The following is a 21,221-nucleotide window of genomic DNA, read 5'->3' as shown; positions in this document are numbered from 1 at the left end:
ATGCCGGGCGCTCAGCAGAGGCGGAGGACGCCACGACCGCCATACGGTCGCGCCAGCTCTGCGTCAGGCAGAGTTGGTCGTTCGAGTTGGTCGTTCGAGTATGTCGTTCGGGTTGGTCGTCGGGCCGACCGGCCCGATAGTAAGGGCCGAACAGGCCTCCTTCATGATACAGGCGGACGCCCCCGCACACCTCTGATTGTGCAGAGGGCCCCCGCCCCCGCCTCGGATCGGCAGTACATGGAGCCTTGACGCATAGCAACCTTCACCCCTGGTGACGCAGGAGTCTCAGTGGTGCGCTTTGGACCCGTCAGCCTTCCCGCGCTTCGTCACGGTCTTCAGCGCGTGTGCCACATCGTGTGCCACATCGCTCCCGGCAAGGCTTTCGCCGCCCGTGCCGGTCTTCCCCAGCCAGCCCGCGAGTTTGCCGCCCGCGCCGACCGCGCGCAGCCGCTCCTCCGCCGCGTCGCGCACCGGGTCGGTGGTGACCACCAGCAGTTCGTCGCCGCGCCGCAGTGCGGTCGACGGTGCCGGTACGAAGCTCTTCCCGTCCCGTACGACCAGCGTGACCGCGGCCCCGGCGGGCAGCCGCAGCTCTCCGACCTCCACGCCGTGCATCTTCGACTTCCCGGGGATCGCGACCGACAGCAGATGGCCGCGCAGCCGCTCCAGCGGCGCCGATTCGATGCCCAGGTCGGAGGCCTCGGCCGGATCGTCGGCGATCTTCAGGGCCTTCGCCAGCCAGGGCAGGGTCGGTCCCTGGATGACGGTGTAGACGATGACGAGCACGAAGACGATGTTGAAGACCCGGGTGGAGCCCTCGATCCCGGACACCATCGGAATGGTCGCCAGGATGATGGGTACGGCGCCGCGCAGCCCCGCCCAGGACATGAGCGCCTTCTCCTGCCAGGGCAGTCGGAACGGCGCCAGCGAGATGAAGACCTCCAGCGGCCGTGCCACCACGGTCAGGACCAGTCCCACGATGACGGCGGGCCAGAAGTCGGCGTACAGATCGTGCGGCGTGACCAGGAGTCCGAGCAGCACGAACATGCCGATCTGAGCCAGCCAGCCGAGCCCGTCGGCGAAGCCGCGGGTGGCGGGCCAGTGCGGCAGCTTGGCGTTGCCGAGGATCATCGCGGCCAGGTAGACGGCGAGGAAGCCACTGCCGTGGGCCATGGCGCCCGCCGCGTACGCGGACACCGCGATCGCCATCACGGCGATCGGGTACAGGCCGGACGCGGGCAATGCGACATGGCGCAGTCCGAACGCGCCGAGCCAGCCGACGGCGAGACCGACGGCCGCGCCGATCGCCAGTTCCAGGGCTATCTCGCCGACCAGCATGTACCAGCTGTCCACCGATCCCTTGGCCGAGAAGGCCACCACCAGGATCACGACGGGGGCGTCGTTGAAGCCGGACTCGGCCTCCAGCACACCCGTGATGCGGGCGGGCAGCGGCACCTTGCGCAGTACGGAGAAGACCGCGGCGGCGTCCGTCGACGAGACGACAGCGCCGATGATCAGTGACTGTCGCCAGTCCAGGCCGACCAGGTAATGGGCCCCGGCCGCGGTGACGCCGACGCTCACCGCGACGCCGACGATCGAGAGCATCGCGGCGGCCGGCAGCGCGGGCTTGATCTCTTTCCACTTCGTGCCCAGGCCACCCTCGGCGAGGATCACGACCAGTGCGGCATAGCCGATCACCTGGGTCAGTTCGGCGTTGTTGAACGTGACGTCGAAGATGCCGTCCTGCCCTATGGCGATCCCGATGCCCAGGTACAGGAGCAGGCTGGGGAGCCCGCTGCGGGACGAGACGCGCACCGCCGCCACCGCGACGAGCAGGACCAGTGAGCAGGCGAGCAGGAGTTCGTTGAGCGCGTGGACAGTCAGTGGCCGTTCCTTCCCTGCGTACGCCTGCCGTATTGTCCCTCGGCATCGGCCTGTTCCCGGCCGACACTTCGTTACCTTACCTAATCTTTAACGCTTTCTTGACGCGTTCGAGCGTTCGTACGATCGCTGCGGAATGCGAACCATCCCTATGCCGCGTCAGAGCCGCCCCGGTGCTGCGCCTATGGTTGCTCCTGCACTCCCAGGACCACCTGCCCCTCGAAGGACAGCGATGCCCGCCAACACAACCGCCTCTTCCGGCACCACCGGTTCCGCCGGTGGGAAGACCGGCAGGAAGAAGGGGCGACGTGCCCGCCTGATCGTGATCGTTCTGGTGCTGGCGCTTGTCGCGGGTATCGGGTACGGCGCGTTCTGGTCCGTATCGACCGTGCGGGCCTCGTACCCGCAGACGACCGGGTCGCTGAAGCTCGACGGCCTCGACGGCACCGTCGACGTCAAGCGCGACTCCTACGGAATCCCGCAGCTGTACGCGGACTCCGACACCGACCTCTTCCGCGCCCAGGGCTTCGTGCAGGCGCAGGACCGCTTCTGGGAGATGGACGTCCGCCGCCACATGACGGCCGGTCGGCTCTCCGAGATGTTCGGTTCCGGCCAGGTCGAGACGGACTCCTTCCTGCGCACGCTCGGCTGGCGCAAGGTCGCGCAGGAGGAGTACGACACGGTCCTGTCCGCGGACACCAAGAAGAACCTCCAGGCGTACGCGGACGGCGTCAACGCCTACCTGAAGGGGCGCGACGGCAAGGACATCTCCGTCGAGTACGCCGCCCTCGGCTTCACCAACGACTACAAGCCGGCCGAGTGGACCCCGGTCGACTCCGTCGCCTGGCTCAAGGCCATGGCCTGGGACCTGCGCGGCAACATGCAGGACGAGATCGACCGCTCGTTGATGACCAGCAGGCTGGACGCGAAGCAGATCGAGGACCTGTACCCGCCCTACCCGAACAAGCACAAGCCGATCGTCAGCGAGGGCGCGATCTCCCCGGTCACCGGGAAGTTCGACCCGGACGCGACACCGTCCGAAGGTCTCGGCTCGGACACCGTGGCGGGCGCCACCGAGGGCCTGAACACCCAGCTCTCCTCGCTCTCCGACACGCTCGACCAGATCCCGGCGCTGCTCGGCCCGAACGGCAACGGCATCGGGTCCAACTCCTGGGTGGTCTCCGGGAAGTACACGACGACCGGCCAGCCGCTGCTCGCCAATGACCCGCACCTGGCACCCCAGCTGCCCTCGCTCTGGTACCAGATGGGGCTGCATTGCCGCGAGATCACGGCGAAGTGCCAGTACGACACCGCCGGCTACACCTTCTCCGGCATGCCCGGCGTGATAATCGGCCACAACCAGGACATCGCCTGGGGCTTCACCAATCTCGGTGCGGACGTCACCGACCTCTTCCTGGAGAAGGTCTCCGGCGACGGCTATCTGTACGACGGCAAGGTCAAGCCCTTCACCGTCCGTGAGGAGACCATCAAGGTCGCGGGCGGCAAGAGCCGGCACATCACCGTCCGCGAGACCAATAACGGTCCCCTGGTATCCGACCGCAGCAGCGAACTGGAGACGGTCGGCCAGAAGGCCCCCGTCCCCAACGCGGCCCCGGACCGGGCCGATGGCTACGCGGTCGCCCTGAGGTGGACCGCGTTGGACGCCGGCCACTCCATGGACGCCGTCTTCGAGCTCAACCGGGCCAAGGACTTCCCGTCCTTCCGCAAGGCGGCCGCGCACTTCGACGTTCCCTCGCAGAACCTCATCTACGCCGACACCAAGGGCCACATCGGCTACCAGGCGCCCGGGAAGATCCCGGTCCGCGTCCAGGGCAACGGCACGATGCCCAGCCCCGGCTGGTCCTCGGCGTACGGCTGGAAGAAGGACCCGGTCCCGTTCGACGAGCTGCCCTACGAGTACGACCCGAAGCGCGGCTACATCGTCACCGCCAACCAGGCCGTCATCGACGAGAAGAAGTACCCCCACCTGCTCACCAAGGACTGGGGCTACGGCACCCGCAGCCAGCGGATCAACGACCTCATCGAGTCGAAGATCAAGGACGGCGGGAAGATCTCGACCGAAGACATGCAGAAGATGCAGATGGACAACTACAGCGAGATCGCCGCGCTGCTGGTGCCCGAGCTAACGAAGATCAACATCTCGGACAAGAGCGTCCGCGAGGCACAGAAGCTGCTGGAGGGCTGGGACTACACCCAGGAGCCCGACTCGGCCGCCGCCGCGTACTTCAACGCGGTCTGGCGCAACATCCTGAAGCTGGCCTTCGGTGACAAGCTGCCCAAGGAGCTGCGGGTCAAGGGCGAGTGCCTGTACGTGCCGCGGGCCGACAGCTCGGGCCCGGTCGACGAGCAGGGCAAGCTGGTGCGCGAGTGCGGCCGGCGCGACGCGGACACGGCACAGCCGGACGGCGGCGACCGCTGGTACCAGGTGGTCGAGCGGCTGATGAAGGACCCGAACAGCGACTGGTGGAAGTCGCCGGAACGCGGCCGGGACGAGGCGACCGAGAACCGCGACCAGCTCTTCGCCCGCGCCATGGCGGACGCCCGCTGGGAGCTGACCGCCAAGCTCGGCAAGGACATCACCACCTGGAACTGGGGCCGGCTGCACCGGCTGACCCTGAAGAACCAGACCCTCGGCACCGAGGGCCCCGGTCTGCTCCAGCGGGTGCTCAACCGCGGCCCGTGGAACATCGGCGGCGGCGAGGCCGCGGTGAACGCCAGCGGCTGGAACGCGGCGGGCGGCTACGAGGTCGTCTGGGTGCCGTCGATGCGGATGGTGGTCAACGTGGGGGACTGGGACAAGTCCCGCTGGATCAACCTCACCGGCGCCTCCGGGCACGCGTTCGGCGCGCACTACACCGATCAGACCGACAAGTGGGTCAACGGCGAACTGCTCGACTGGTCCTTCAAGACCGACGCCGTCGGCAAGTCGACGACCGACACCCTGACCCTCAAACCTTAGGACCCGTCCGGCGGGTCATGGCCGGTGTCACCACCACGTCCACGGGGTGGTCGTGCGGTTCCTCAGGGACCTGCGCGACCACCTCGTCGTCGTACAGCAGGACGACCAGTGCCGGATGCGCCCCCGCCGCGGCGAGCCGGGCCAGCACCCGGTCGTAACTGCCGCCGCCACGGCCCAGCCGCATCCCGCGCGCGTCCACCGCGAGACCCGGCAGCAGGACCACCTCGGCGTCCAGAACGGCGTCGGGGCCGAGCCGTTCGCCGTCCGGCTCCAGCAGCCCGCGACCGGCCCGGACCAGACGGCCGGCTCCTTCGTACGGCGCCCAGTCCAGATCGTTGTCCGCCAGGAGCACCGGCAGCAGCACCCGCACGCCCCGCGCGCGCAGCGCGTCCAGCAGGGGGCGGGTGCCCGGCTCGCTCCCCACCGAGACATACGCGGCGACGGTGCGGGCCCCGGAGAGCTCCGGAAGACGCAATGCGCCCCGGGACAGAACCGCCGCGGCGTTATCCACGTCTTCCCTGGTCAGAAGGCGTCGCGCGGCCAGCAGTTCACGTCGGAGAAGCGCCTTTTGCGACATGTGGGTATTCAATGGGCACCTGAAGTTCTCGTAAGTTCATATAGGCGTACAAAGTTAACCGGAGCCTCATCTTCCGCCTATACGTACCGGATATGGTTCTGCGCATGACTCAGTCGCACACCAGGATCAGCAAGGCCGTCATCCCGGCGGCGGGACTCGGTACCCGCTTTCTGCCGGCTACCAAAGCCACTCCCAAGGAGATGCTGCCTGTCGTCGACAAGCCCGCGATCCAGTACGTCGTCGAAGAAGCGGTGGCCGCCGGCCTCTCCGACGTCCTGATGATCACCGGCCGCAACAAGCGCCCCCTCGAGGACCACTTCGACCGCAACTACGAACTGGAGTCCGCGCTCACCCGCAAGGGAGACGCCGAACGGCTCCAGAAGGTCCAGGAGTCGAGCGACCTGGCCACCATGCACTACGTCCGGCAGGGCGATCCGCGCGGTCTCGGCCACGCCGTGCTGTGCGCGGCGCCGCACGTCGGCGACCAGCCGTTCGCGGTCCTCCTCGGCGACGACCTGATCGACCCGCGCGACCCGCTGCTGGCCCGCATGGTCGAGATCCAGGAGCGCGAGGGCGGCAGCGTCGTCGCGCTGATGGAGGTCGCGCCGGAGCAGATCCACATGTACGGCTGCGCGGCCGTCGAGCCCACCGCCGAGGGCGATGTGGTGCGCGTCACCGGCCTCGTCGAGAAGCCCGAGACGGCCGAGGCGCCCAGCAACCTCGCCATCATCGGCCGCTACGTTCTCGACCCCGCAGTCTTCGGCATACTGCGCAGGACCGAGCCGGGGCGCGGCGGCGAGATCCAGCTCACCGACGCCCTGCAACTCCTCGCCGAGGACGAGAAGATCGGCGGCCCCGTGCACGGTGTGGTCTTCAAGGGGCGCCGCTATGACACCGGTGACCGGAGCGACTACCTCCGTGCCATTGTCAGACTCGCGTGCGAACGTGATGACCTGGGCCCGGACTTCAGGACCTGGCTCCGCAGTTACGTCACCGAGGAGATGTAGCACTTTGAGCAGCAGCACGATCTGGTCGGTGGACGAGCACCTGGAAGACATTCTCGGCGCGGTGCGACCGCTCGAACCCATCGAGCTGCAACTGCACGATGCCCAGGGCTGTGTCCTCGTCGAGGATGTCGTCGTGGAGATCGCCCTGCCGCCCTTCGACAACAGCTCGATGGACGGGTACGCGGTCCGCGTCGCCGATGTCGAGGGCGCCGACGAGGAGTTTCCCGCGGTGCTCACCGTCATCGGTGACGTCGCGGCCGGCAGTGACGGGCTGCCCGGCGACCGGCGCGTCGGCCCCGGCGAGGCCGCCCGCATCATGACCGGCGCCCCGCTGCCGGCGGGCGCCGAGGCCGTGGTCCCGGTCGAGTGGACCGACGGGGGTACGGGCGGCGGCCCGGCCGACACGATGCGCGCCCACCGCGATGCACCGGAGGGTGCGGGCGGCGAGGTCCGCGTCCACCGCCCCGTCGAGGCCCGCGCCCATGTCAGGGCTCGCGGCAGCGACGTCAAGCCGGGCGATCTGGCCCTGAGCGCCGGATCGGTGATCGGCCCGCCGCAGATCGGTCTGCTCGCCGCGATCGGCCGTTCCACGGTGAAGGTGCGGCCACGGCCGCGCGTCGTCGTCATCTCGACCGGCAGCGAGCTGGTGCAGCCCGGCGAGGAGCTGACCGGCGGCCGGATCTACGACTCCAACAGCTTCGCGCTCACGGCTGCCGCCCGGGACGCCGGAGCGATCGCCTACCGGGTCGGCGCCGTCACCGACGACGCCGACACGCTCCGCGCCACGATCGAGGACCAGCTGATCCGCGCCGACATCGTCGTCACCACCGGCGGCGTCAGCGTCGGCGCGTACGACGTCGTCAAGGAAGCCCTGTCGTCGGTGGGCGACGAGGACGAGCCCGGCAGCGGCATCGACTTCCGCAAGCTGGCCATGCAGCCCGGCAAGCCGCAGGGCTTCGGCTCGATCGGCCCCGAACACACCCCGCTGCTGGCGCTCCCGGGCAATCCCGTCTCGTCGTACGTCTCCTTCGAGCTGTTCGTACGGCCCGTGATCCGCGCACTGATGGGCCTTCAGGACGTGAACCGCCCCACCGCGCGGGCCACGCTGAACACCGACAAGGCGCTCTCGTCGCCGGCCGGCCGACGCCAGTTCCTGCGCGGTACGTACGACGCGGAGGCCGGCACCGTCACGCCCGTCGGCGGCTCCGGATCGCATCTGATCGCCGCCCTCGCGCAGGCGGACGCGCTGATCGTGCTGCCCGAGGACGTCACCTCCGCCGAGCCCGGCACGGACACCGAGGTGATCCTGCTCCGCTGATCCCCGGGCGGTGGCGGTACGGTATCTGCCGCTGTGCCGTCCCGGGGACACCCCCGGGCCTCGGCCCGCACCAGTGGTGCGGGCCGATCGGACAACCGGCGCCCTACCCCCAGGCGGAGTGAGTTGAGTACGCAGAACAGGCTGACGCACATCGACGAGGCGGGCGCGGCCCGCATGGTCGACGTCTCCGAGAAGGACGTCACCGCGCGGACGGCCAGCGCCAGCGGCCGGGTCCTCGTCTCGCCGCGCGTCATCGAGCTGCTCCGTGGCGAAGGAGTGCCCAAGGGCGACGCCCTCGCCACCGCCCGGATCGCCGGGATCATGGGCGCCAAGCGCACTCCCGAGCTGATCCCGCTCTGCCACCCGCTCGCCGTCTCCGGCGTCAAGGTCGAGCTGAGCGTCGCCGACGACGCGGTGGAGATCCTCGCCACGGTGAAGACCACGGACCGCACCGGCGTCGAGATGGAGGCCCTGACGGCCGTCTCGGTCGCCGCGCTCACTGTGATCGACATGGTCAAGGCGGTCGACAAGTCGGCGGTCATCACGGACGTGCGGGTCGAGTCGAAGTCGGGCGGCAAGTCCGGCGAGTACCGGCGCACCGCGCCGGACGGAGCGGACGCGTGACGGCGCCCGGCGAAGTGGCCCGTGGTGGAGCGGCGGGTGTCCCCGGCGGTGCCGCGTCGTCTGCCTACCGCGCCCTTGTGGTGACCGCGTCGAACCGCGCCTCCGCCGGGGTCTACGCGGACAAGGGCGGCCCCCTGATCTCCGAGGCGCTCACGCGGCTCGGCTTCGCCGTCGACGGGCCGCAGGTCGTGCCCGACGGCGACCCGGTCGAACAGGCGCTGCGCGCCGGGGCTGCCGCCGGGTACGACGTCATCGTCACCACCGGAGGTACGGGCATCTCGCCCACCGACCGCACCCCCGAGGCGACCCGTCGCGTCCTCGATCACGAGATCCCCGGCATCCCCGAGGCGATCCGCGCCGAGGGCCGCGACAAGGTACCCACCGCCGCGCTCTCCCGCGGCCTCGCGGGCGTCGCAGGCCACACACTCATCGTGAACCTGCCGGGCTCCACCGGCGGGGTGCGCGACGGCCTGGCCGTCCTCGCACGTCTTCTGGTGCACGCCGTCGACCAGCTTCGCGGCGGCGATCACCCCCGACCCGGGAGCCCGAGCTGAACGTCCCGACCTGGCCGGTGGTCCTCACGGACGGAGAGGTCACCCTCCGCCCGGTGAAACTGCGCGACCAGCGCATGTGGCGCGAGGTCAACCGGCGAAACCGTGACTGGCTGCGTCCCTGGGAGGCGACCGTGCCGCCGCCCGCCCCGGGTGGCCCGGTGGCCCAGCGCCCCACCTACCGTCAGATGGTCCGTCATCTGCGCTCCGAGGCCAACGCGGGCCGGATGCTGCCCTTCGCCATCGAGTACGAGGGCCGTCTGGTCGGCCAGTTGACGGTCGCCGGCATCACCTGGGGCTCGATGTGCTCGGGCCATATCGGCTACTGGGTGGACCAGGACGTGGCGGGCCGGGGCGTGATGCCGACCGCCGTCGCCCTCGCGGTCGACCACTGCTTCCAAAGGGTCGGACTGCACCGCATCGAGGTGTGCATCCGGCCGGAGAACCGGCCCAGCAGAAGGGTCGTCGAGAAACTGGGATTCCGTGAGGAAGGCCTGCGTCCGCGCTATCTCCACATCGACGGTGCCTGGCGGGATCATCTGATCTACGCGCTCACCGCGGAGGAAGTACCCGAGGGACTGCTCCGGCGCTGGCACCAGGCACGACCCGGAACACCACGGAAATGAAATAAGTGTTCGATATCGATCGGCGTATGAGCACAAATGAACGCGCAAACATGCACCGCCGATCTGAACAATCACAAAAAAAGTCCTTGAAATCAGCCGGATCGTGCGACACACCGGGCCAATTGGCGGATGCCTCCGTGCAAACCCCTCTACGGTGTGAGACGTGAGCAGCAGCGGCCTCATCTACGCAGTCATCGTCGGGGCCTGGGCCGCCTACTTGGTGCCGATGTGGCTCCGCAGGCAGGACGAGCTCAACGAAGCCCGTCCGACGGAACGCTTCAGCACCGCCATCCGGCTGCTGTCCGGACGGGCGGCAATGGAGCGCCGGTACGCCAGGGAGCTGCGGGAGCGCACCGCCGAGGAGGCGGGGCCCGACGTGGACCCGGACGTCGACACGGACCGTATGGATTCCGTGGACGTCCGGGCCTTCGCCGCGCCTCCGGCGCATACCGAAGCCAGGTTGCACGACCCGGCGCACCCGCCCGAGCGCGCGGACCGGGAACGCCCCGCATCTGCACGGCGCGCGCGCCCGCGCCCCGGCGGGGCGGACGCCGAGCGCGTCCGGCGCGCCCAGCGCCTGCAGGTCCTCGCGCGCCGTCGGCGTACCACCGTAGTCCTCTTCCTCGCGTTCACCCTTGGCGCGGTCGTAGCGGCGGTCGGCGGCCTCGGCTTCCTGTGGGCGCCCGCGGTTCCGGCGGTGCTGCTGAGCACGTACATCGTGCATCTGCGCGCCCAGGAGCGACGCCGGTTCGCCTTCACCATGGACCGGCGGCGGGCCGAGGTGGCGGCGCAGCATCTGCGCGAGAACCGTCCCCGCAGGCACCAGCCGGCCGCGTCGGTCCCCGCAGAGGCCGACGAGGAGCCCGAAGCACGCCACTCCGAACCCGGGCCCGTACCCGCGGTCTCCCCGCAGGAGGCCGGCCGCCGCGCCCTGGTCGAGCAGACGGACCACGCGGAATGGGTCGACCAGCAGCGCGAACGCGGCCGGGTCCAGGGCGACAGCTGGGAGCCGGTCCCGGTCCCGCTGCCGACGTACGTCACCGCCCCGGTCGCCCCGCGCGCCACGGGCGGCGTCGAGGTCGGCAACCCGGAGACCTGGAGCGCGGCCCGCTCCAGCACCGCCGAACCCACCCAGACGGGCACCTCGCACGCCGCGGCACCTCCCGTCGACCCGGCGCCGCGCCAGCGCACCAACCAGTCCCGCCGCACCCGCGACCGCGGCCGGACCCCGCTCTTCGACCAGTACGAGGACGGGGACCGGCCCCGTGCCGCCAACGAGTGAGCCCCGTCCGATGCCGCCCCGTCTGACCAGTGACGGAACGGATTTCCAAGCACCCCGGTGAGGGTGCTAGAGTTTCACTCGTTGCAAGGGCCTGTGGCGCAGTCTGGTAGCGCACCTCGTTCGCATCGAGGGGGTCTGGGGTTCAAATCCCCACAGGTCCACCGCACATAAAGGATCCCGTCCGATCGAAAGATCGGACGGGATCCTTGCGTTTCGGAGAGTTGGACTGAGAGTCCTGCGGTTGCTGGACGTGGCCGAGGTCGATGTGTGTACCCCCAAACCGGCGGGCGCGCCGGTCGCGGAGCCGTTGACGGTACAGCCCGGGCACCCGCTGGACGACACCTGGACGGTCACCTGGGTCCTCGGTGCCGGTGCCACGGCCCGCGCGCTGCTCGTGCGCCGGACCGGGTGCGACCCGGCGGGCCAGGTGGACTCCTCGAGGGTCTTCAAGGCCGCCCTCGACCACGAGAAAGACGCACGCCCGGACGCGGAGGCCGCGGCCCTGGAGGAGGTCGGCGGCGGACGGATCGTCAAGTTGTGGCCGATCCCCGGGAGCTCGGCTGCCGCACGGTGCTGGTGGCGAATTCCTCGGTATCCGAACCAGGTTGACGATATGTCAGTGCATGGAGATCACGTTCGAGCCGCACGTCGCCTACGCTGACGGTGCTCGCCTGCTCATGAATTCCCCGTACGGAGGAGCGTCCTGTGACGGCCGGTATGCCCCAGCCCCAGATCGACACCAGCAAGCCCCACCCCGCGCGCGTCTACGACTGGCTCCTGGGCGGCAAGGACAACTATCCGGTGGACCAGCGGGTGGGGCAGACGCTGCCCGCGGAGGCGCGGGGCAACGCGGCGCGTAACCGGGCTTTCATGCACCGGGCCTCGGCCTGGCTGGCGCGCGGCGGGATCGACCAGTTCCTCGACATCGGCACCGGTATCCCCACGGAGCCCAATCTGCACCAGGTTGTCCAGGCCATCACGCCGACCGCCCGTATCGTCTACGCGGACAACGACCCGATCGTCCTGCGTCACGCGGAAGCGCTGCTGATCAGCAGTCCGGAAGGCGCCACCGACTACCTCCACGCGGATGTGCGGGAGCCGCAGTCGATCCTCGAACGAGCCCGTGAGCTGCTGGACTTCAGCAGGCCCGTCGCGCTGTCCCTGATCGCGCTCATGCACTTCCTGCCCGACGACCAGGACCCGTACGGCATCACCCGCACCCTGGTCGACGCCCTGCCCGCGGGCAGCTTCCTGGTCCTCTCGCACGGCACGGCCGACCAGCATCCCGAGCTGCGGCAGGAGACCGAGACCGCGTACAAGAAGGGCGCCATCCCGCTGCGGATGCGTACCCGGAGCGAGGTCGAACCCTTCTTCGACGGCCTGGATCTCGTCGAGCCCGGGCTGGTGTACGCCGCGGAGTGGTACCAGGAGGAGCCTGCGCCGGCGCAGGAGCGCAGCGGCTTCTACGTGTGCGTCGCGCGGGTGCGCTGACCGGTGGTCGAGGCCGGGGTCTGAGGTCCGAGGCCTGAGGCCCGGGGAGCGGCGCGGCTGCTATCGCAGCGGCTTCGCGAAGCAGAGGCTGCTCTCGTATGTGCGGTAGTGGCCGAACTTCTCGCACGGGGTGTAACCGCTGGACGTGTACAGCGCGATGGCCTCGGGCTGCTTGTCCCCGGTCTCCAGCACCATCCGGCTACGGCCTGCCGCCCGGGCGTCGGCCTCCAGGGCGGCCAGGATGCGGCGCGCCAGCCCGTTGCCACGGCCCTCGGGTATCACGAACATCCGCTTGAGCTCGGCATCGCCGTCGGAGTAGCCCTCGTCGTTCCGCTCCTGGGAGCGCCAGCCGCCGGTGGCGACGGGGCGGCCCTGCGCATCGTAGGCGAGGAGATACAGACCGTTCGGCGGCTCGAACATCGAGGCGTCGAGCGGTGTGACATCGCCCTCGTCTTCGTAGCGCGCGGCGTATTCGAGCTGCACCAGGTCGTTGAGTTTGACGGCGTCGGGGTGGTCGAAGGGCCGCGGCTGGATATTCATGCGGAATATCGTACAGGTATGCGGGTCTCGGTGTCGGTATCGTGCCGGGATGCTCACTGTGACGTCTGTCAATGTAAATGGGCTCCGCGCCGCCGCCAAAAAGGGCTTCGTCGAGTGGCTTGCCCGGACCGAAGCCGATGTGATCTGCCTGCAGGAAGTGCGGGCCGAGCCGCAGCAACTGCCCGACGAGGTGCGTGACCCCGAGGGCTGGCACACCGTGCACGCACCGGCCGCCGCCAAGGGGCGGGCCGGCGTCTCCCTCTACACGCGGCGTGCGCCCGAGCGCGTGCAGACGGGGTTCGGTGGCTTCGGGGACGCCGGGAGCGAGGAGTTCGACGCGAGCGGTCGCTATGTCGAGGTCGACCTGCCCGGCGTCACGGTGGCCAGCCTGTATCTGCCCTCCGGTGAGGTCGGCACGGAGAAGCAGGAGGAGAAGGAGCGGTTCATGGCCGCGTTCCTCCCGTATCTGGAGGGCCTCAAGAAGCGGGCCGCGGCCGACGGTCGCGAGGTCGTGGTCTGCGGCGACTGGAACATCGCGCACCAGGAGGTCGACCTGAAGAACTGGAAGGGCAACAAGAAGAACTCCGGCTTCCTCCCCGAGGAGCGGGAGTGGCTGACCCGGGTCTTCGACGAGGCCGCGTACGTCGATGTCGTGCGGGCGCTGCACCCGGAGGAGGAGGGGCCGTACACCTGGTGGTCCTACCGCGGGCGGGCCTTCGACAATGACACGGGCTGGCGGATCGACTACCAGGTCGCGACGCCCGGGCTGGCCGCCCGTGCGGTGAAGGGCTGGGTCGAGCGGGCCGCGACGCACGGCGAGCGGTGGAGCGACCACGCACCGGTGACGGTGGTCTTCGACCTGTAGGTCTTCGGTCCGTTGTTCATCGGTCCGTTGTTCATTGGTCCGTTGTTCTTTGCCCTGTGGTTCTTCCGACCTGTTGGCCGTCGGGCGTGCAGGGTTCCGGACCCGCCGTGTCAGGGGGTCGGCCTGCGCGGCGGGCGTGCGTTGTCCTCGCGGCGCAGGCGCAGGCGCCGGTCCAGGGCCATGGAGAGCTCGGCGTCCACCACCGCGCGGGCCAGTGGGCGGAGTTGGGGCGGTTCGGACGCGTCGCCGCGGGCATCCTCGTCGCTGTGGGCTTCGAGGACACCGACGAAGAGTTCGGCGAGCGCGTCCGCGTATTCGCGGACCCGGCGGCCGGCCGAGAGGACCGTGGCGAGCGGCACGCCTTGCCGTACCAGCTCCGCCGAGACCTCCAGCAGGCGACGGCTGATGTGGACGATCTCGTCGCCGTCGACGGCCAGATAGCCCAGGTCGAGGGCCGCGGCCAGGTTTTCCGGGGTGACCTCGCCCTCGAAGTGGTCCGCGAGCTGTTCGGGGGTGAGGCGGACCGGTGTCTCCTCGCTCGGCTCGCCCAGACCCAGCACCTCGGCGACATCGCGGCCGCTCTCGAAGGTGCGGGCGAGATCGGCGATGCCGGTCAGGGTGTGGCCGCGCTCCAACAGGCCCGCGATGGTACGCAGTCGGGCCAGGTGGTGATCGTCGTACCAGGCGATGCGCCCCTCGCGGCGGGGCGGCGAGATCAGGCCGCGCTCCCGGTAGAAGCGCACGGTCCGCACGGGGATGCCGGCCTCCTTGGCCAGCTCCTCCATCCGGTATTCGCGGTGCTCGCGTCCCTCGGTCACACCCGCACCCTATGTTGTACCGCCGGTAACTTTCCCTTGTCGGACCCCTACCCATCGGTACGGGAGCTGTTCTACTCTCCCAACAATGCCAGTGATTGCTGGCGGAGTCGTGTGACGTACCGCGGGAGGCGGCAGCATGGCCCAGCACGAGCACGTACGAGTGGCGGTGATCGGATCCGGATTCGGGGGCCTCGGGGCCGCGGTCCGGCTGCGCCGCGAAGGCATCACGGACTTCGTCGTCCTGGAACGGGCCGACTCCGTCGGTGGCACCTGGCGCGACAACAGCTATCCGGGCTGCGCCTGCGACGTACCGTCCCACCTCTACTCGTTCTCGTTCGCGCCCAACCCCGAGTGGCCGCGCACCTTCTCCGGGCAGGAACACATCCGCGCCTATCTGGAGCACGTCGCGGACACCTTCGGGCTGCGCCCGCACATCAGGCTCAACCATGAAGTCATGATGATGAGTTGGGACCGCGACGAGCTGCACTGGATCATTGAGACCGGTAACGGGTCCACGTTCACGGCCAATGTCGTCGTATCCGCGACCGGCCCGCTCTCCGACCCGAAGACGCCGGACATCCCCGGGCTCGACGGCTTCCCCGGCAAGGTCTTCCACTCGGCCCGCTGGGACCACGACTACGACCTGACCGGCAAGCGCGTCGCGATGATCGGCACCGGCGCCTCCGCCATCCAGATCGTGCCCTCGATCCAGCCGAAGGCCGCCAGGCTGACGCTCTTCCAGCGCACCCCGCCCTGGGTCATGCCCCGCATGGACCGCAGGATCAGCGGCGCCGAGCGCTGGCTGCACCGCACACTTCCCGTCACCGGCGTCGCACGCCGCGGACTGCTGTGGGGCATACGGGAGTTGCAGGTCAGCGCCTTCACCAAGCATCCGAACGAGCTGGGCCTCGTCGAGAAGATAGCCAGGTCCAACATGGCCCGGTCCATCAAGGACCCCACGCTGCGGGCCAAGCTGACGCCCTCGTACCGCATCGGCTGCAAGCGCATCCTGCTCTCCAGTGCCTACTACCCGGCGCTCGCCCAGCCCAACGTGGACGTGGTCGCCTCCGGTCTGGCCGAGGTGCGCGGCTCCACGGTCGTCGCCTCCGACGGTACGGAGACCGAGGTCGACGCGATCATCTTCGGCACCGGCTTCCACGTGACCGACATGCCGATCGCCGACCGGGTGGTGGGCACGAAAGGCAGCACGCTCGCCGAGTCCTGGAAGGGCGGCATGCAGGCGCTGCGCGGTGCGAGCGCGTCCGGCTTCCCCAACTGGATGACGATCATCGGCCCCAACACGGGGCTCGGGAACTCCTCGATGATCCTGATGATCGAGTCCCAGCTGAACTACATGGCCGACTACCTGCGCCAGTTGAACGTGCTGGGCGGCCGAGTCGCACTCGACGCGCGGCCCTCGGCGGTCGGCGCCTGGAACCGTCGCGTCCAGGACCGGATGAAACGCACCGTGTGGAACACCGGCGGCTGCACCAGCTGGTACCTGGACGCCAACGGCCGCAACACCACGGTGTGGCCGGGCACCACCGCCGAATTCCGCAGGGTGACGTGGTCGGTCGACCTCGCGGAGTACGAGATCGTGCGGATACCGAAGCGGCCCGCTGCCGCCGGGCGGCCCGTCGCCAAGGAGGTCGTGGGATGAGCCGGCTGCTGCGGCGGGACGACGCCCCGCCGGTCCCCGCGCGCGAACTGACCGCGCTCTCCGCCGACGGCGCCCGGATCCATGTCGAGGTGCACGGGCGGGACGGCGCCCCCGCGGTGGTCCTGTCGCACGGCTGGACCTGCAGCACCCACTTCTGGGCCGCGCAGATCCGGGACCTGGCGGTGGACCACCGGGTCGTCGCCTACGACCAGCGGGGCCACGGCCGTTCGCCCGCGCCGGGCCGCGAGGGGTACAGCACGGACGCCCTCGCCGACGACCTCGAAGCGGTGCTGGCCGCCACCCTCGCACCGGGCGAGAAGGCCGTGCTCGCCGGGCACTCCATGGGCGGCATGACGATGATGGCCGCCGCGCAGCGGGCCGGGCTGCGTGCGCACGCGGCGGCCGTACTGCTGTGCAGCACCGGCAGTTCGCGGCTGATCGCCGAGTCGCTGGTGGTGCCGTTGCGGGCCGGGGCCGTCCGGACCCGGATGACCCGCGCGATTCTCGGGGCGCGGATCCCGCTCGGGCCGGTCACACCGGTGTCCAGGCGGATACTGAAGTACGGCACGATGGGAGCGGGTTCGGCCACTGAACGGGTCGGGATCTGCGCCAGGATCGTGCATGCGTGCCCGCGGGCGGCCAGGGTCGCCTGGGGGCACACCCTCGCAGACCTCGATCTCGAGGCGGAGGTACGGGAGTTGCGGGTGCCCACGGCGGTGATCGCGGGTACGGAGGACCGGCTGACGCCGCCCGTGCACGCCCGCGCCATCGCGGCGGCGCTGCCCGACTGCCTGGGCCTCACCGAACTGGCGGGTATGGGGCACATGACACCGGTGGAGGCGCCCGAGGCGGTCACCGCGAAGATCCGGGAACTCGTCACCGCGTACGTCCTCCCGACCGGCGTGGATGGTACGGACGGTACGGACGACGTGGACGGTACGGCCGAGAAGGAGGATGTCGCATGAGCGACCGGCGGAGTCTCGAAGGACAGGTCGTCGTCGTCACGGGCGCGGCGCGTGGCGTGGGTGAACTGCTGGCACGCAAGCTCTCGGCGCGCGGCGCCAAGCTCGCGCTGGTCGGCCTGGAGCCGGACGAGCTGAAGAAGGTCTCCGAGCGACTGCATTCGGAGAGCGACCACTGGTTCGCGGACGTCACCGACCACGAGGCGATGGCCCGCGTCGCCCAGGAGGTCAAGCAGCGGTTCGGGAAGGTCGACGTCGTCGTAGCCAATGCCGGCGTCGCGTCGGGTGGCCCGTTCGTCGATTCGGACCCGGATGCGTGGCGGCGGGTCATCGAGGTCAATCTGATCGGCGGCGCGGTGACCGGGCGGGCGTTCCTGCCCGTACTCATGGAGAGCCGCGGTTACTTCCTGCAGATCGCCTCGCTCGCGGCGATCACGCCGGCGCCGATGATGACCGCCTACTGCGCCTCCAAGTCGGGTGTGGAGGCGTTCGCGCACAGCCTGCGGGCCGAGGTCGGCTACCGCGGGGTGAAGGTCGGGGTCGGCTATCTGTCCTGGACCGACACGGACATGGTGCGGGGCGCCGACGAGGACGACGTCATGCGGGAACTGCGGCAGCGGCTGCCCTGGCCGGCGAATCGTACGTATCCGCTGGGCCCGGCCGTCGACCGGATCGTGGCCGGTGTCGAACGGCGCTCCGCGCATGTGTACGCGCAGTGGTGGTTGCGCGGGATGCAGTCCGTACGGGGCTACCTCCCGGCGGTGATCGGGGTGGTCGGGCAGCGGGAGATGCGACGGTTCGGGCCGCGGCTGGAGGGTGTGAGCAAGGGGCTCGTGGGTGCGGGAGGGGCGGCGGACCGGGACGCGCGGGCGGTGCGTACGCAGCGTAAGTGATCGAAATGCGAGGTATGTCGGGGCGTGTAACTCTGGTCGAGGCCCTTACGGGCCGTCCCCACGCACCCACTAGGAGTGAACAGCATGGGTATCGCAGACCAGTTCAAGGACAAGGCGCAGGAGCTCGCCGACCAGGCGAAGAAGAAGACGAACGAGGGCCGCGGCGAGGGCCGCGAGGCCCGCGGTCAGGGTCAGGGCCGGGGCCAGGGCCAGGGCCGGGAGCGGGCGCAGGGCGCGTCCCAGCGGGCCTCGAAGACGTCGTCGCAGCAGGGCCGTGACAGGGCCCGGGGCACTGCGGACGACGCCCGCGAGCGGTTCGACCACTGACGCGTTCGCGACTTCGCGCGTTGTCTGCTGAAGGGCGTGCCCGGAGGGCCGGGTGCGCCCTTCACCTGTGGCGCGGACAGGGGCAGTTCGAAGATCCACGCCTCGTTCCGGAGATCGCCGTGTGTCAACCCCGGCCGGGAGCACGGGAGATGTACGACCGGATGTCAGTTCTCGGCCGGGTGCACCAGGTCGCTCGGGTCGGTGTTCGCCCCGCACAGCACCACGGCGACTCGCTCGCCGCCGCGCGGCCGGTAGCCGAGGCTCGGCGGTGTCGACCGGGTCGGCAGGTCCCGGCCCCGGTCGGGCACGTGGAGATCCGAAGCGGTGAGCGCGGCCAGCGCGGTGGCGGCAGCGTGCTCGACGGCGAGGCGGCGGTCGTCCCACAACGCCTGACGGGCGCGGGCGATTTCGCCGTCCGGCACCAGGACGGAGCGGACATCGTCCTGGCGGGCGGCGTGCAGAGCCAAGGCGGTGGCGCGGCGGGCGCCGAGGGCGTCGATGGCGATCGAGTCGACGGGGACGTCGACCGGGCGACCGGCCTCGATGGCGGCGTTCAGCGCCCGGCAGTTCTCCGGCTCGACGGCGACCGTGCGGATCTTGTGGTGCCGGGCGGCCGTGGCGACACCGGCGAACAGACCGCCGCCGCCGACCGAGACCACCACGGTGTCCAGGCCGGGGATCCGGGCATTGATCTCCTCCAGCAGGGTTCCGGCCCCGGCTGCGATCAGCGGGTGGTCGTAGGCGTGCGCGGCGAGCGCGCCGGATGCGGCGGCGAACTCTTCGCACGCTTCGAGGGCTTCGGCGTACTCCGCGCCGACCACCCGCACGTCCGCCCCGAGTTCGCGGAGCTTGGCCACCTTCACCGCCGGGGCGACGGCCGGCAGGAACACCGTGGCGCGCACGCCCTGTTGCCGGGCCGCCCACGCGCAGGCCAGCCCGGCGTTGCCGCCGGAGGCGATGGTCACCCCCGAGTCCGGCAGGGTGCCCGTCTCGCGGTGGGCCTGGATGAAGTTCTGCGCGCCGCGCGCCTTGAAGGAGCCGGTGTGCTGCATGAACTCCAGGGCGAACCAGACCTCACAGGGCTCCTCGGGCCGGCCGTCGAGGGCTGCTCCGTGCGCCGCGCGGATGGTTCCCGGGTCGGCGGGGGCGACGGTGACCGGGCGGACGTGCCCGGCGATCCGGTCGGTGGCGGCCTTGATGTCGTCGTAGGTGAGCTGGTGCACGTCGTTGCTCCTGCCGAGAGAGGATCACGGCCGGGTGCTGCGCCGGCCGGTGGCGGTGCGGGTGAGGAAGAACGCGAAGGCGATCGTCGCCCGCCCGCGTTGTGCCCCATCGCGTGGTGGGAAACCTACCGATCCGGCGGCGAAGAAGGACGGGGTCTGCTTCGCGCGCCGGCGCAGTAGTCGCAAGTCGCCTGGGAGCGGGCCCTGTTGGCCCTGGGCGGCCCGGCTCAGTCGAGGTCGGCGTCGTCGTCGCCCATGAGATCGAGGAGGCGGGAGAGGACCCGGAGGCAGGCGTCGACCTCGGTGTCGGTGAGGTCGCCGCCCGCCCGGCTCAGAATCGCGCGCTCATGGTCGATCACGGCCGTGATGGCTTCCAGGCCCTGTTCGGTCAGCCGGTTGAGGGAAGACCGCTTGTGGGCCGGATTGGGGGCGGACTCGACGAGACCAAGGACGGTCGCGTCGTTGACCATGCGCTGCACGAACTGGCGGCTCAAGGCCTGAGCCCGCCCCATCTCCGGGACGGTCATGGGGCCGTGCTCGCGGAGCAGGCTCAGCACAGCCCGTACCCCCACCGACAACCCCTGGACGGACACGTCCTGCTCGACCTTGCGCTGGGTACGCCGGTACAGCGGCCCCACCAGGTCGAACACCTCGGTCAGCCGGTTGATCTGCTCTTCGGACGCGTGGCCCTGGTCTGTCTCACTCACCCCACCATGATGACACCCAGGTTGTCATTCTGTCGCGACAATGACACCTTGGTTGTCATGAATGATCTGTTCTGGCTCGACACCGGCACCGGCTGGCCCCTCGTCCTGCTGCACGGCGGCTTCCTGGATCACACGATGTGGGACGACCAGATCCCCTTCTTCGCCCCGCGGTACCGCGTCATCGCGCCGGACGCCCGCGGCCACGGACGGTCCGCCAACGCCACCGCACCGTTCCGGCACACCGACGATCTCGCCGCACTGCTGCGCCGCCTGGACACCGGTCCGGCGGTCCTGGCAGGCGTCTCCATGGGCGCCAGTGTCGCGGTCGACACCGCGCTGGAGTACCCGGAACTGGTCAGCGCCGTGGTCGTCGTCGGCGCCGGGACCAGTGAGCCGTACTTCACCGATCCCTGGACCACCAAGACCTGGGCCGCGTGGCAGGCGGCGATGGCCGCCGGTGATCTCGACGCCGCGGTCGAAGCGTTCACGCTCTTCGCGGCGGGCCCGCACCGCACCCTCGACGATCTCGCCCCCGAGGCCGTCGGCCGCCTGCGCGGGATGAAGCGGGGCACGCTCTCCAAGCACACCCCCGACGAGCCCAACTGGCTCGTCCCTGTTCACGACACCTGGGAACGTGTCGCCGGGATCGATGTCCCCGTGCTGGCCATCAACGGCGCCGTCGACTCACCCGACCACATCGGTATGGCCGAACGCCTCGCCCGCACCGTTGTCGACGGCCGCGCGGTCTCGATCGACGGGACCGCCCACTACCCGAACGTGGAACGCCCGGACGTCTTCAACGCGACGCTCGAAGACTTCCTCCGCACGGTCCGGCCTCGCCGCTGACCGGTCACATGCTCGGAGCCCCTGCGCACGGAACGGCGCGGTG

Annotated in this window: 20 protein-coding genes and 1 tRNA gene; 15 read left to right on the top strand and 6 right to left on the bottom strand. The window is 70.1% G+C overall.

The genetic code is table 11. The features are described 5' to 3' along the window. Nucleotides 1–285 precede the first annotated feature (285 nt). Entirely contained in the window at nt 286–1,824 is a 1,539-nt protein-coding gene (locus ACZ7L9_RS33265; protein WP_471421147.1) for a potassium/proton antiporter, read from the bottom strand. Nucleotides 1,825–2,113: 289 nt separating this feature from the next. Between ACZ7L9_RS33265 and ACZ7L9_RS33260 the strand changes: the two genes are divergently transcribed. Next, complete coding sequence (locus ACZ7L9_RS33260) at nt 2,114–4,861, top strand: penicillin acylase family protein (RefSeq protein ID WP_471421146.1); 2,748 nt, start codon at nt 2,114–2,116, stop codon at nt 4,859–4,861. Here the strand turns inward: ACZ7L9_RS33260 and ACZ7L9_RS33255 are convergent. Next, nucleotides 4,851–5,438 carry a 5-formyltetrahydrofolate cyclo-ligase gene (locus tag ACZ7L9_RS33255; protein ID WP_471421144.1) on the bottom strand — a complete coding sequence of 196 codons (588 nt, stop codon included), beginning with the start codon at nt 5,436–5,438 and terminating at the stop codon, nt 4,851–4,853. The genes ACZ7L9_RS33260 and ACZ7L9_RS33255 overlap by 11 nt on opposite strands. Nucleotides 5,439–5,542: 104 nt before the next feature. On the opposite strand from ACZ7L9_RS33255, the gene galU reads away from it, so the two are divergent. The 8 genes from galU to ACZ7L9_RS33215 all read left to right on the top strand — a co-directional run bounded on the left by galU (nt 5,543) and on the right by ACZ7L9_RS33215 (nt 12,337). Beyond that, the gene (galU, locus tag ACZ7L9_RS33250; RefSeq protein ID WP_471421142.1) at nt 5,543–6,445 is read left to right on the top strand and encodes a UTP--glucose-1-phosphate uridylyltransferase GalU; all 903 of its coding nucleotides are present in this window, start codon (nt 5,543–5,545) and stop codon (nt 6,443–6,445) included. Next, a complete protein-coding gene (gene glp, locus ACZ7L9_RS33245; RefSeq protein WP_471421140.1) occupies nt 6,387–7,763 on the top strand; it encodes a molybdotransferase-like divisome protein Glp in 1,377 nt (458 codons plus the stop codon). The genes galU and glp overlap by 59 nt, the downstream gene beginning before the upstream one ends. A gap of 123 nt (nt 7,764–7,886) precedes the next feature. After that, nucleotides 7,887–8,387, top strand: a complete 501-nt coding sequence (gene moaC, locus ACZ7L9_RS33240; protein ID WP_471421138.1) for a cyclic pyranopterin monophosphate synthase MoaC — start codon at nt 7,887–7,889, stop codon at nt 8,385–8,387. Between the two features lie 14 nt (nt 8,388–8,401). Continuing rightward, nucleotides 8,402–8,941 (top strand): MogA/MoaB family molybdenum cofactor biosynthesis protein, encoded by a 540-nt coding sequence (locus ACZ7L9_RS33235; protein WP_471421182.1) that lies wholly within the window; start codon nt 8,402–8,404, stop codon nt 8,939–8,941. A 17-nt stretch (nt 8,942–8,958) separates the two neighbouring features. Further along, nucleotides 8,959–9,564 (top strand): GNAT family N-acetyltransferase, encoded by a 606-nt coding sequence (locus tag ACZ7L9_RS33230; RefSeq protein ID WP_471421136.1) that lies wholly within the window; start codon nt 8,959–8,961, stop codon nt 9,562–9,564. A 163-nt stretch (nt 9,565–9,727) separates the two neighbouring features. Beyond that, on the top strand, nt 9,728–10,846 hold the full coding sequence (sepX, locus tag ACZ7L9_RS33225) for a divisome protein SepX/GlpR (protein ID WP_471421134.1): 1,119 nt from the start codon (nt 9,728–9,730) through the stop codon (nt 10,844–10,846). Nucleotides 10,847–10,933: 87 nt separating this feature from the next. Further along, nucleotides 10,934–11,007, top strand: a tRNA-Ala gene (locus tag ACZ7L9_RS33220). 544 nt (nt 11,008–11,551) lie between these two features. Then, entirely contained in the window at nt 11,552–12,337 is a 786-nt protein-coding gene (locus tag ACZ7L9_RS33215) for an SAM-dependent methyltransferase (RefSeq protein ID WP_471421132.1), read from the top strand. Nucleotides 12,338–12,397: 60 nt separating this feature from the next. On the opposite strand, the gene ACZ7L9_RS33210 is transcribed toward ACZ7L9_RS33215, so the two are convergent. Further along, nucleotides 12,398–12,877 carry a GNAT family N-acetyltransferase gene (locus ACZ7L9_RS33210; RefSeq protein ID WP_471421131.1) on the bottom strand — a complete coding sequence of 160 codons (480 nt, stop codon included), beginning with the start codon at nt 12,875–12,877 and terminating at the stop codon, nt 12,398–12,400. A 49-nt stretch (nt 12,878–12,926) separates the two neighbouring features. Here ACZ7L9_RS33210 and ACZ7L9_RS33205 point away from each other — a divergent pair, with 49 nt between their 5' ends. Beyond that, the gene (locus tag ACZ7L9_RS33205) at nt 12,927–13,742 is read left to right on the top strand and encodes an exodeoxyribonuclease III (RefSeq protein WP_471421129.1); all 816 of its coding nucleotides are present in this window, start codon (nt 12,927–12,929) and stop codon (nt 13,740–13,742) included. A gap of 110 nt (nt 13,743–13,852) precedes the next feature. Here the strand turns inward: ACZ7L9_RS33205 and ACZ7L9_RS33200 are convergent, their stop codons facing one another. Beyond that, nucleotides 13,853–14,527 carry a MerR family transcriptional regulator gene (locus ACZ7L9_RS33200; RefSeq protein ID WP_471421180.1) on the bottom strand — a complete coding sequence of 225 codons (675 nt, stop codon included), beginning with the start codon at nt 14,525–14,527 and terminating at the stop codon, nt 13,853–13,855. Nucleotides 14,528–14,696: 169 nt separating this feature from the next. Between ACZ7L9_RS33200 and ACZ7L9_RS33195 the strand changes: the two genes are divergently transcribed. The 4 genes from ACZ7L9_RS33195 to ACZ7L9_RS33180 all read left to right on the top strand — a co-directional run bounded on the left by ACZ7L9_RS33195 (nt 14,697) and on the right by ACZ7L9_RS33180 (nt 18,402). After that, nucleotides 14,697–16,220, top strand: coding sequence for a flavin-containing monooxygenase (locus tag ACZ7L9_RS33195; RefSeq protein ID WP_471421127.1), 1,524 nt, complete (start codon nt 14,697–14,699; stop codon nt 16,218–16,220). Next, a complete protein-coding gene (locus tag ACZ7L9_RS33190; protein ID WP_471421125.1) occupies nt 16,217–17,185 on the top strand; it encodes an alpha/beta fold hydrolase in 969 nt (322 codons plus the stop codon). The genes ACZ7L9_RS33195 and ACZ7L9_RS33190 overlap by 4 nt, the downstream gene beginning before the upstream one ends. Beyond that, nucleotides 17,182–18,075 carry an SDR family oxidoreductase gene (locus tag ACZ7L9_RS33185; protein WP_471421123.1) on the top strand — a complete coding sequence of 298 codons (894 nt, stop codon included), beginning with the start codon at nt 17,182–17,184 and terminating at the stop codon, nt 18,073–18,075. The genes ACZ7L9_RS33190 and ACZ7L9_RS33185 overlap by 4 nt, the downstream gene beginning before the upstream one ends. An 84-nt stretch (nt 18,076–18,159) precedes the next feature. Continuing rightward, nucleotides 18,160–18,402 carry a hypothetical protein gene (locus tag ACZ7L9_RS33180; protein ID WP_471421121.1) on the top strand — a complete coding sequence of 81 codons (243 nt, stop codon included), beginning with the start codon at nt 18,160–18,162 and terminating at the stop codon, nt 18,400–18,402. 164 nt (nt 18,403–18,566) lie between these two features. Here the strand turns inward: ACZ7L9_RS33180 and ACZ7L9_RS33175 are convergent, their stop codons facing one another. Beyond that, nucleotides 18,567–19,625, bottom strand: a complete 1,059-nt coding sequence (locus tag ACZ7L9_RS33175) for a serine/threonine dehydratase (protein WP_471421119.1) — start codon at nt 19,623–19,625, stop codon at nt 18,567–18,569. 227 nt (nt 19,626–19,852) lie between these two features. After that, nucleotides 19,853–20,332 (bottom strand): MarR family winged helix-turn-helix transcriptional regulator, encoded by a 480-nt coding sequence (locus ACZ7L9_RS33170; RefSeq protein ID WP_471421117.1) that lies wholly within the window; start codon nt 20,330–20,332, stop codon nt 19,853–19,855. Between the two features lie 57 nt (nt 20,333–20,389). Here ACZ7L9_RS33170 and ACZ7L9_RS33165 point away from each other — a divergent pair, with 57 nt between their 5' ends. Further along, complete coding sequence (locus ACZ7L9_RS33165) at nt 20,390–21,178, top strand: alpha/beta fold hydrolase (RefSeq protein ID WP_471421115.1); 789 nt, start codon at nt 20,390–20,392, stop codon at nt 21,176–21,178. Nucleotides 21,179–21,221: the final 43 nt, after the last annotated feature.

Source organism: Streptomyces sp. NPDC111516 (assembly GCF_055635345.1).
The sequence above is the reverse complement of the archived record's forward strand: the minus strand, read 5'-3'. Positions and strand labels throughout refer to the sequence as shown.

What these genes read in the sequence shown, in the direction of transcription:
- ACZ7L9_RS33190 (WP_471421125.1), top strand. Translation starts at nt 16,217, where the DNA reads ATGAGCCGGCTGCTGCGGCGGGACGACGCCCCGCCGGTCCCCGCGCGC.
- ACZ7L9_RS33205 (WP_471421129.1), top strand. Translation starts at nt 12,927, where the DNA reads ATGCTCACTGTGACGTCTGTCAATGTAAATGGGCTCCGCGCCGCCGCC.
- ACZ7L9_RS33255 (WP_471421144.1), bottom strand. Translation starts at nt 5,438, where the DNA reads ATGTCGCAAAAGGCGCTTCTCCGACGTGAACTGCTGGCCGCGCGACGC.
- ACZ7L9_RS33195 (WP_471421127.1), top strand. Translation starts at nt 14,697, where the DNA reads ATGGCCCAGCACGAGCACGTACGAGTGGCGGTGATCGGATCCGGATTC.
- glp (WP_471421140.1), top strand. Translation starts at nt 6,387, where the DNA reads ATGACCTGGGCCCGGACTTCAGGACCTGGCTCCGCAGTTACGTCACCG.
- galU (WP_471421142.1), top strand. Translation starts at nt 5,543, where the DNA reads ATGACTCAGTCGCACACCAGGATCAGCAAGGCCGTCATCCCGGCGGCG.
- ACZ7L9_RS33185 (WP_471421123.1), top strand. Translation starts at nt 17,182, where the DNA reads ATGAGCGACCGGCGGAGTCTCGAAGGACAGGTCGTCGTCGTCACGGGC.
- ACZ7L9_RS33180 (WP_471421121.1), top strand. Translation starts at nt 18,160, where the DNA reads ATGGGTATCGCAGACCAGTTCAAGGACAAGGCGCAGGAGCTCGCCGAC.
- ACZ7L9_RS33200 (WP_471421180.1), bottom strand. Translation starts at nt 14,527, where the DNA reads ATGGAGGAGCTGGCCAAGGAGGCCGGCATCCCCGTGCGGACCGTGCGC.
- ACZ7L9_RS33165 (WP_471421115.1), top strand. Translation starts at nt 20,390, where the DNA reads ATGAATGATCTGTTCTGGCTCGACACCGGCACCGGCTGGCCCCTCGTC.
- ACZ7L9_RS33260 (WP_471421146.1), top strand. Translation starts at nt 2,114, where the DNA reads ATGCCCGCCAACACAACCGCCTCTTCCGGCACCACCGGTTCCGCCGGT.
- ACZ7L9_RS33210 (WP_471421131.1), bottom strand. Translation starts at nt 12,877, where the DNA reads ATGAATATCCAGCCGCGGCCCTTCGACCACCCCGACGCCGTCAAACTC.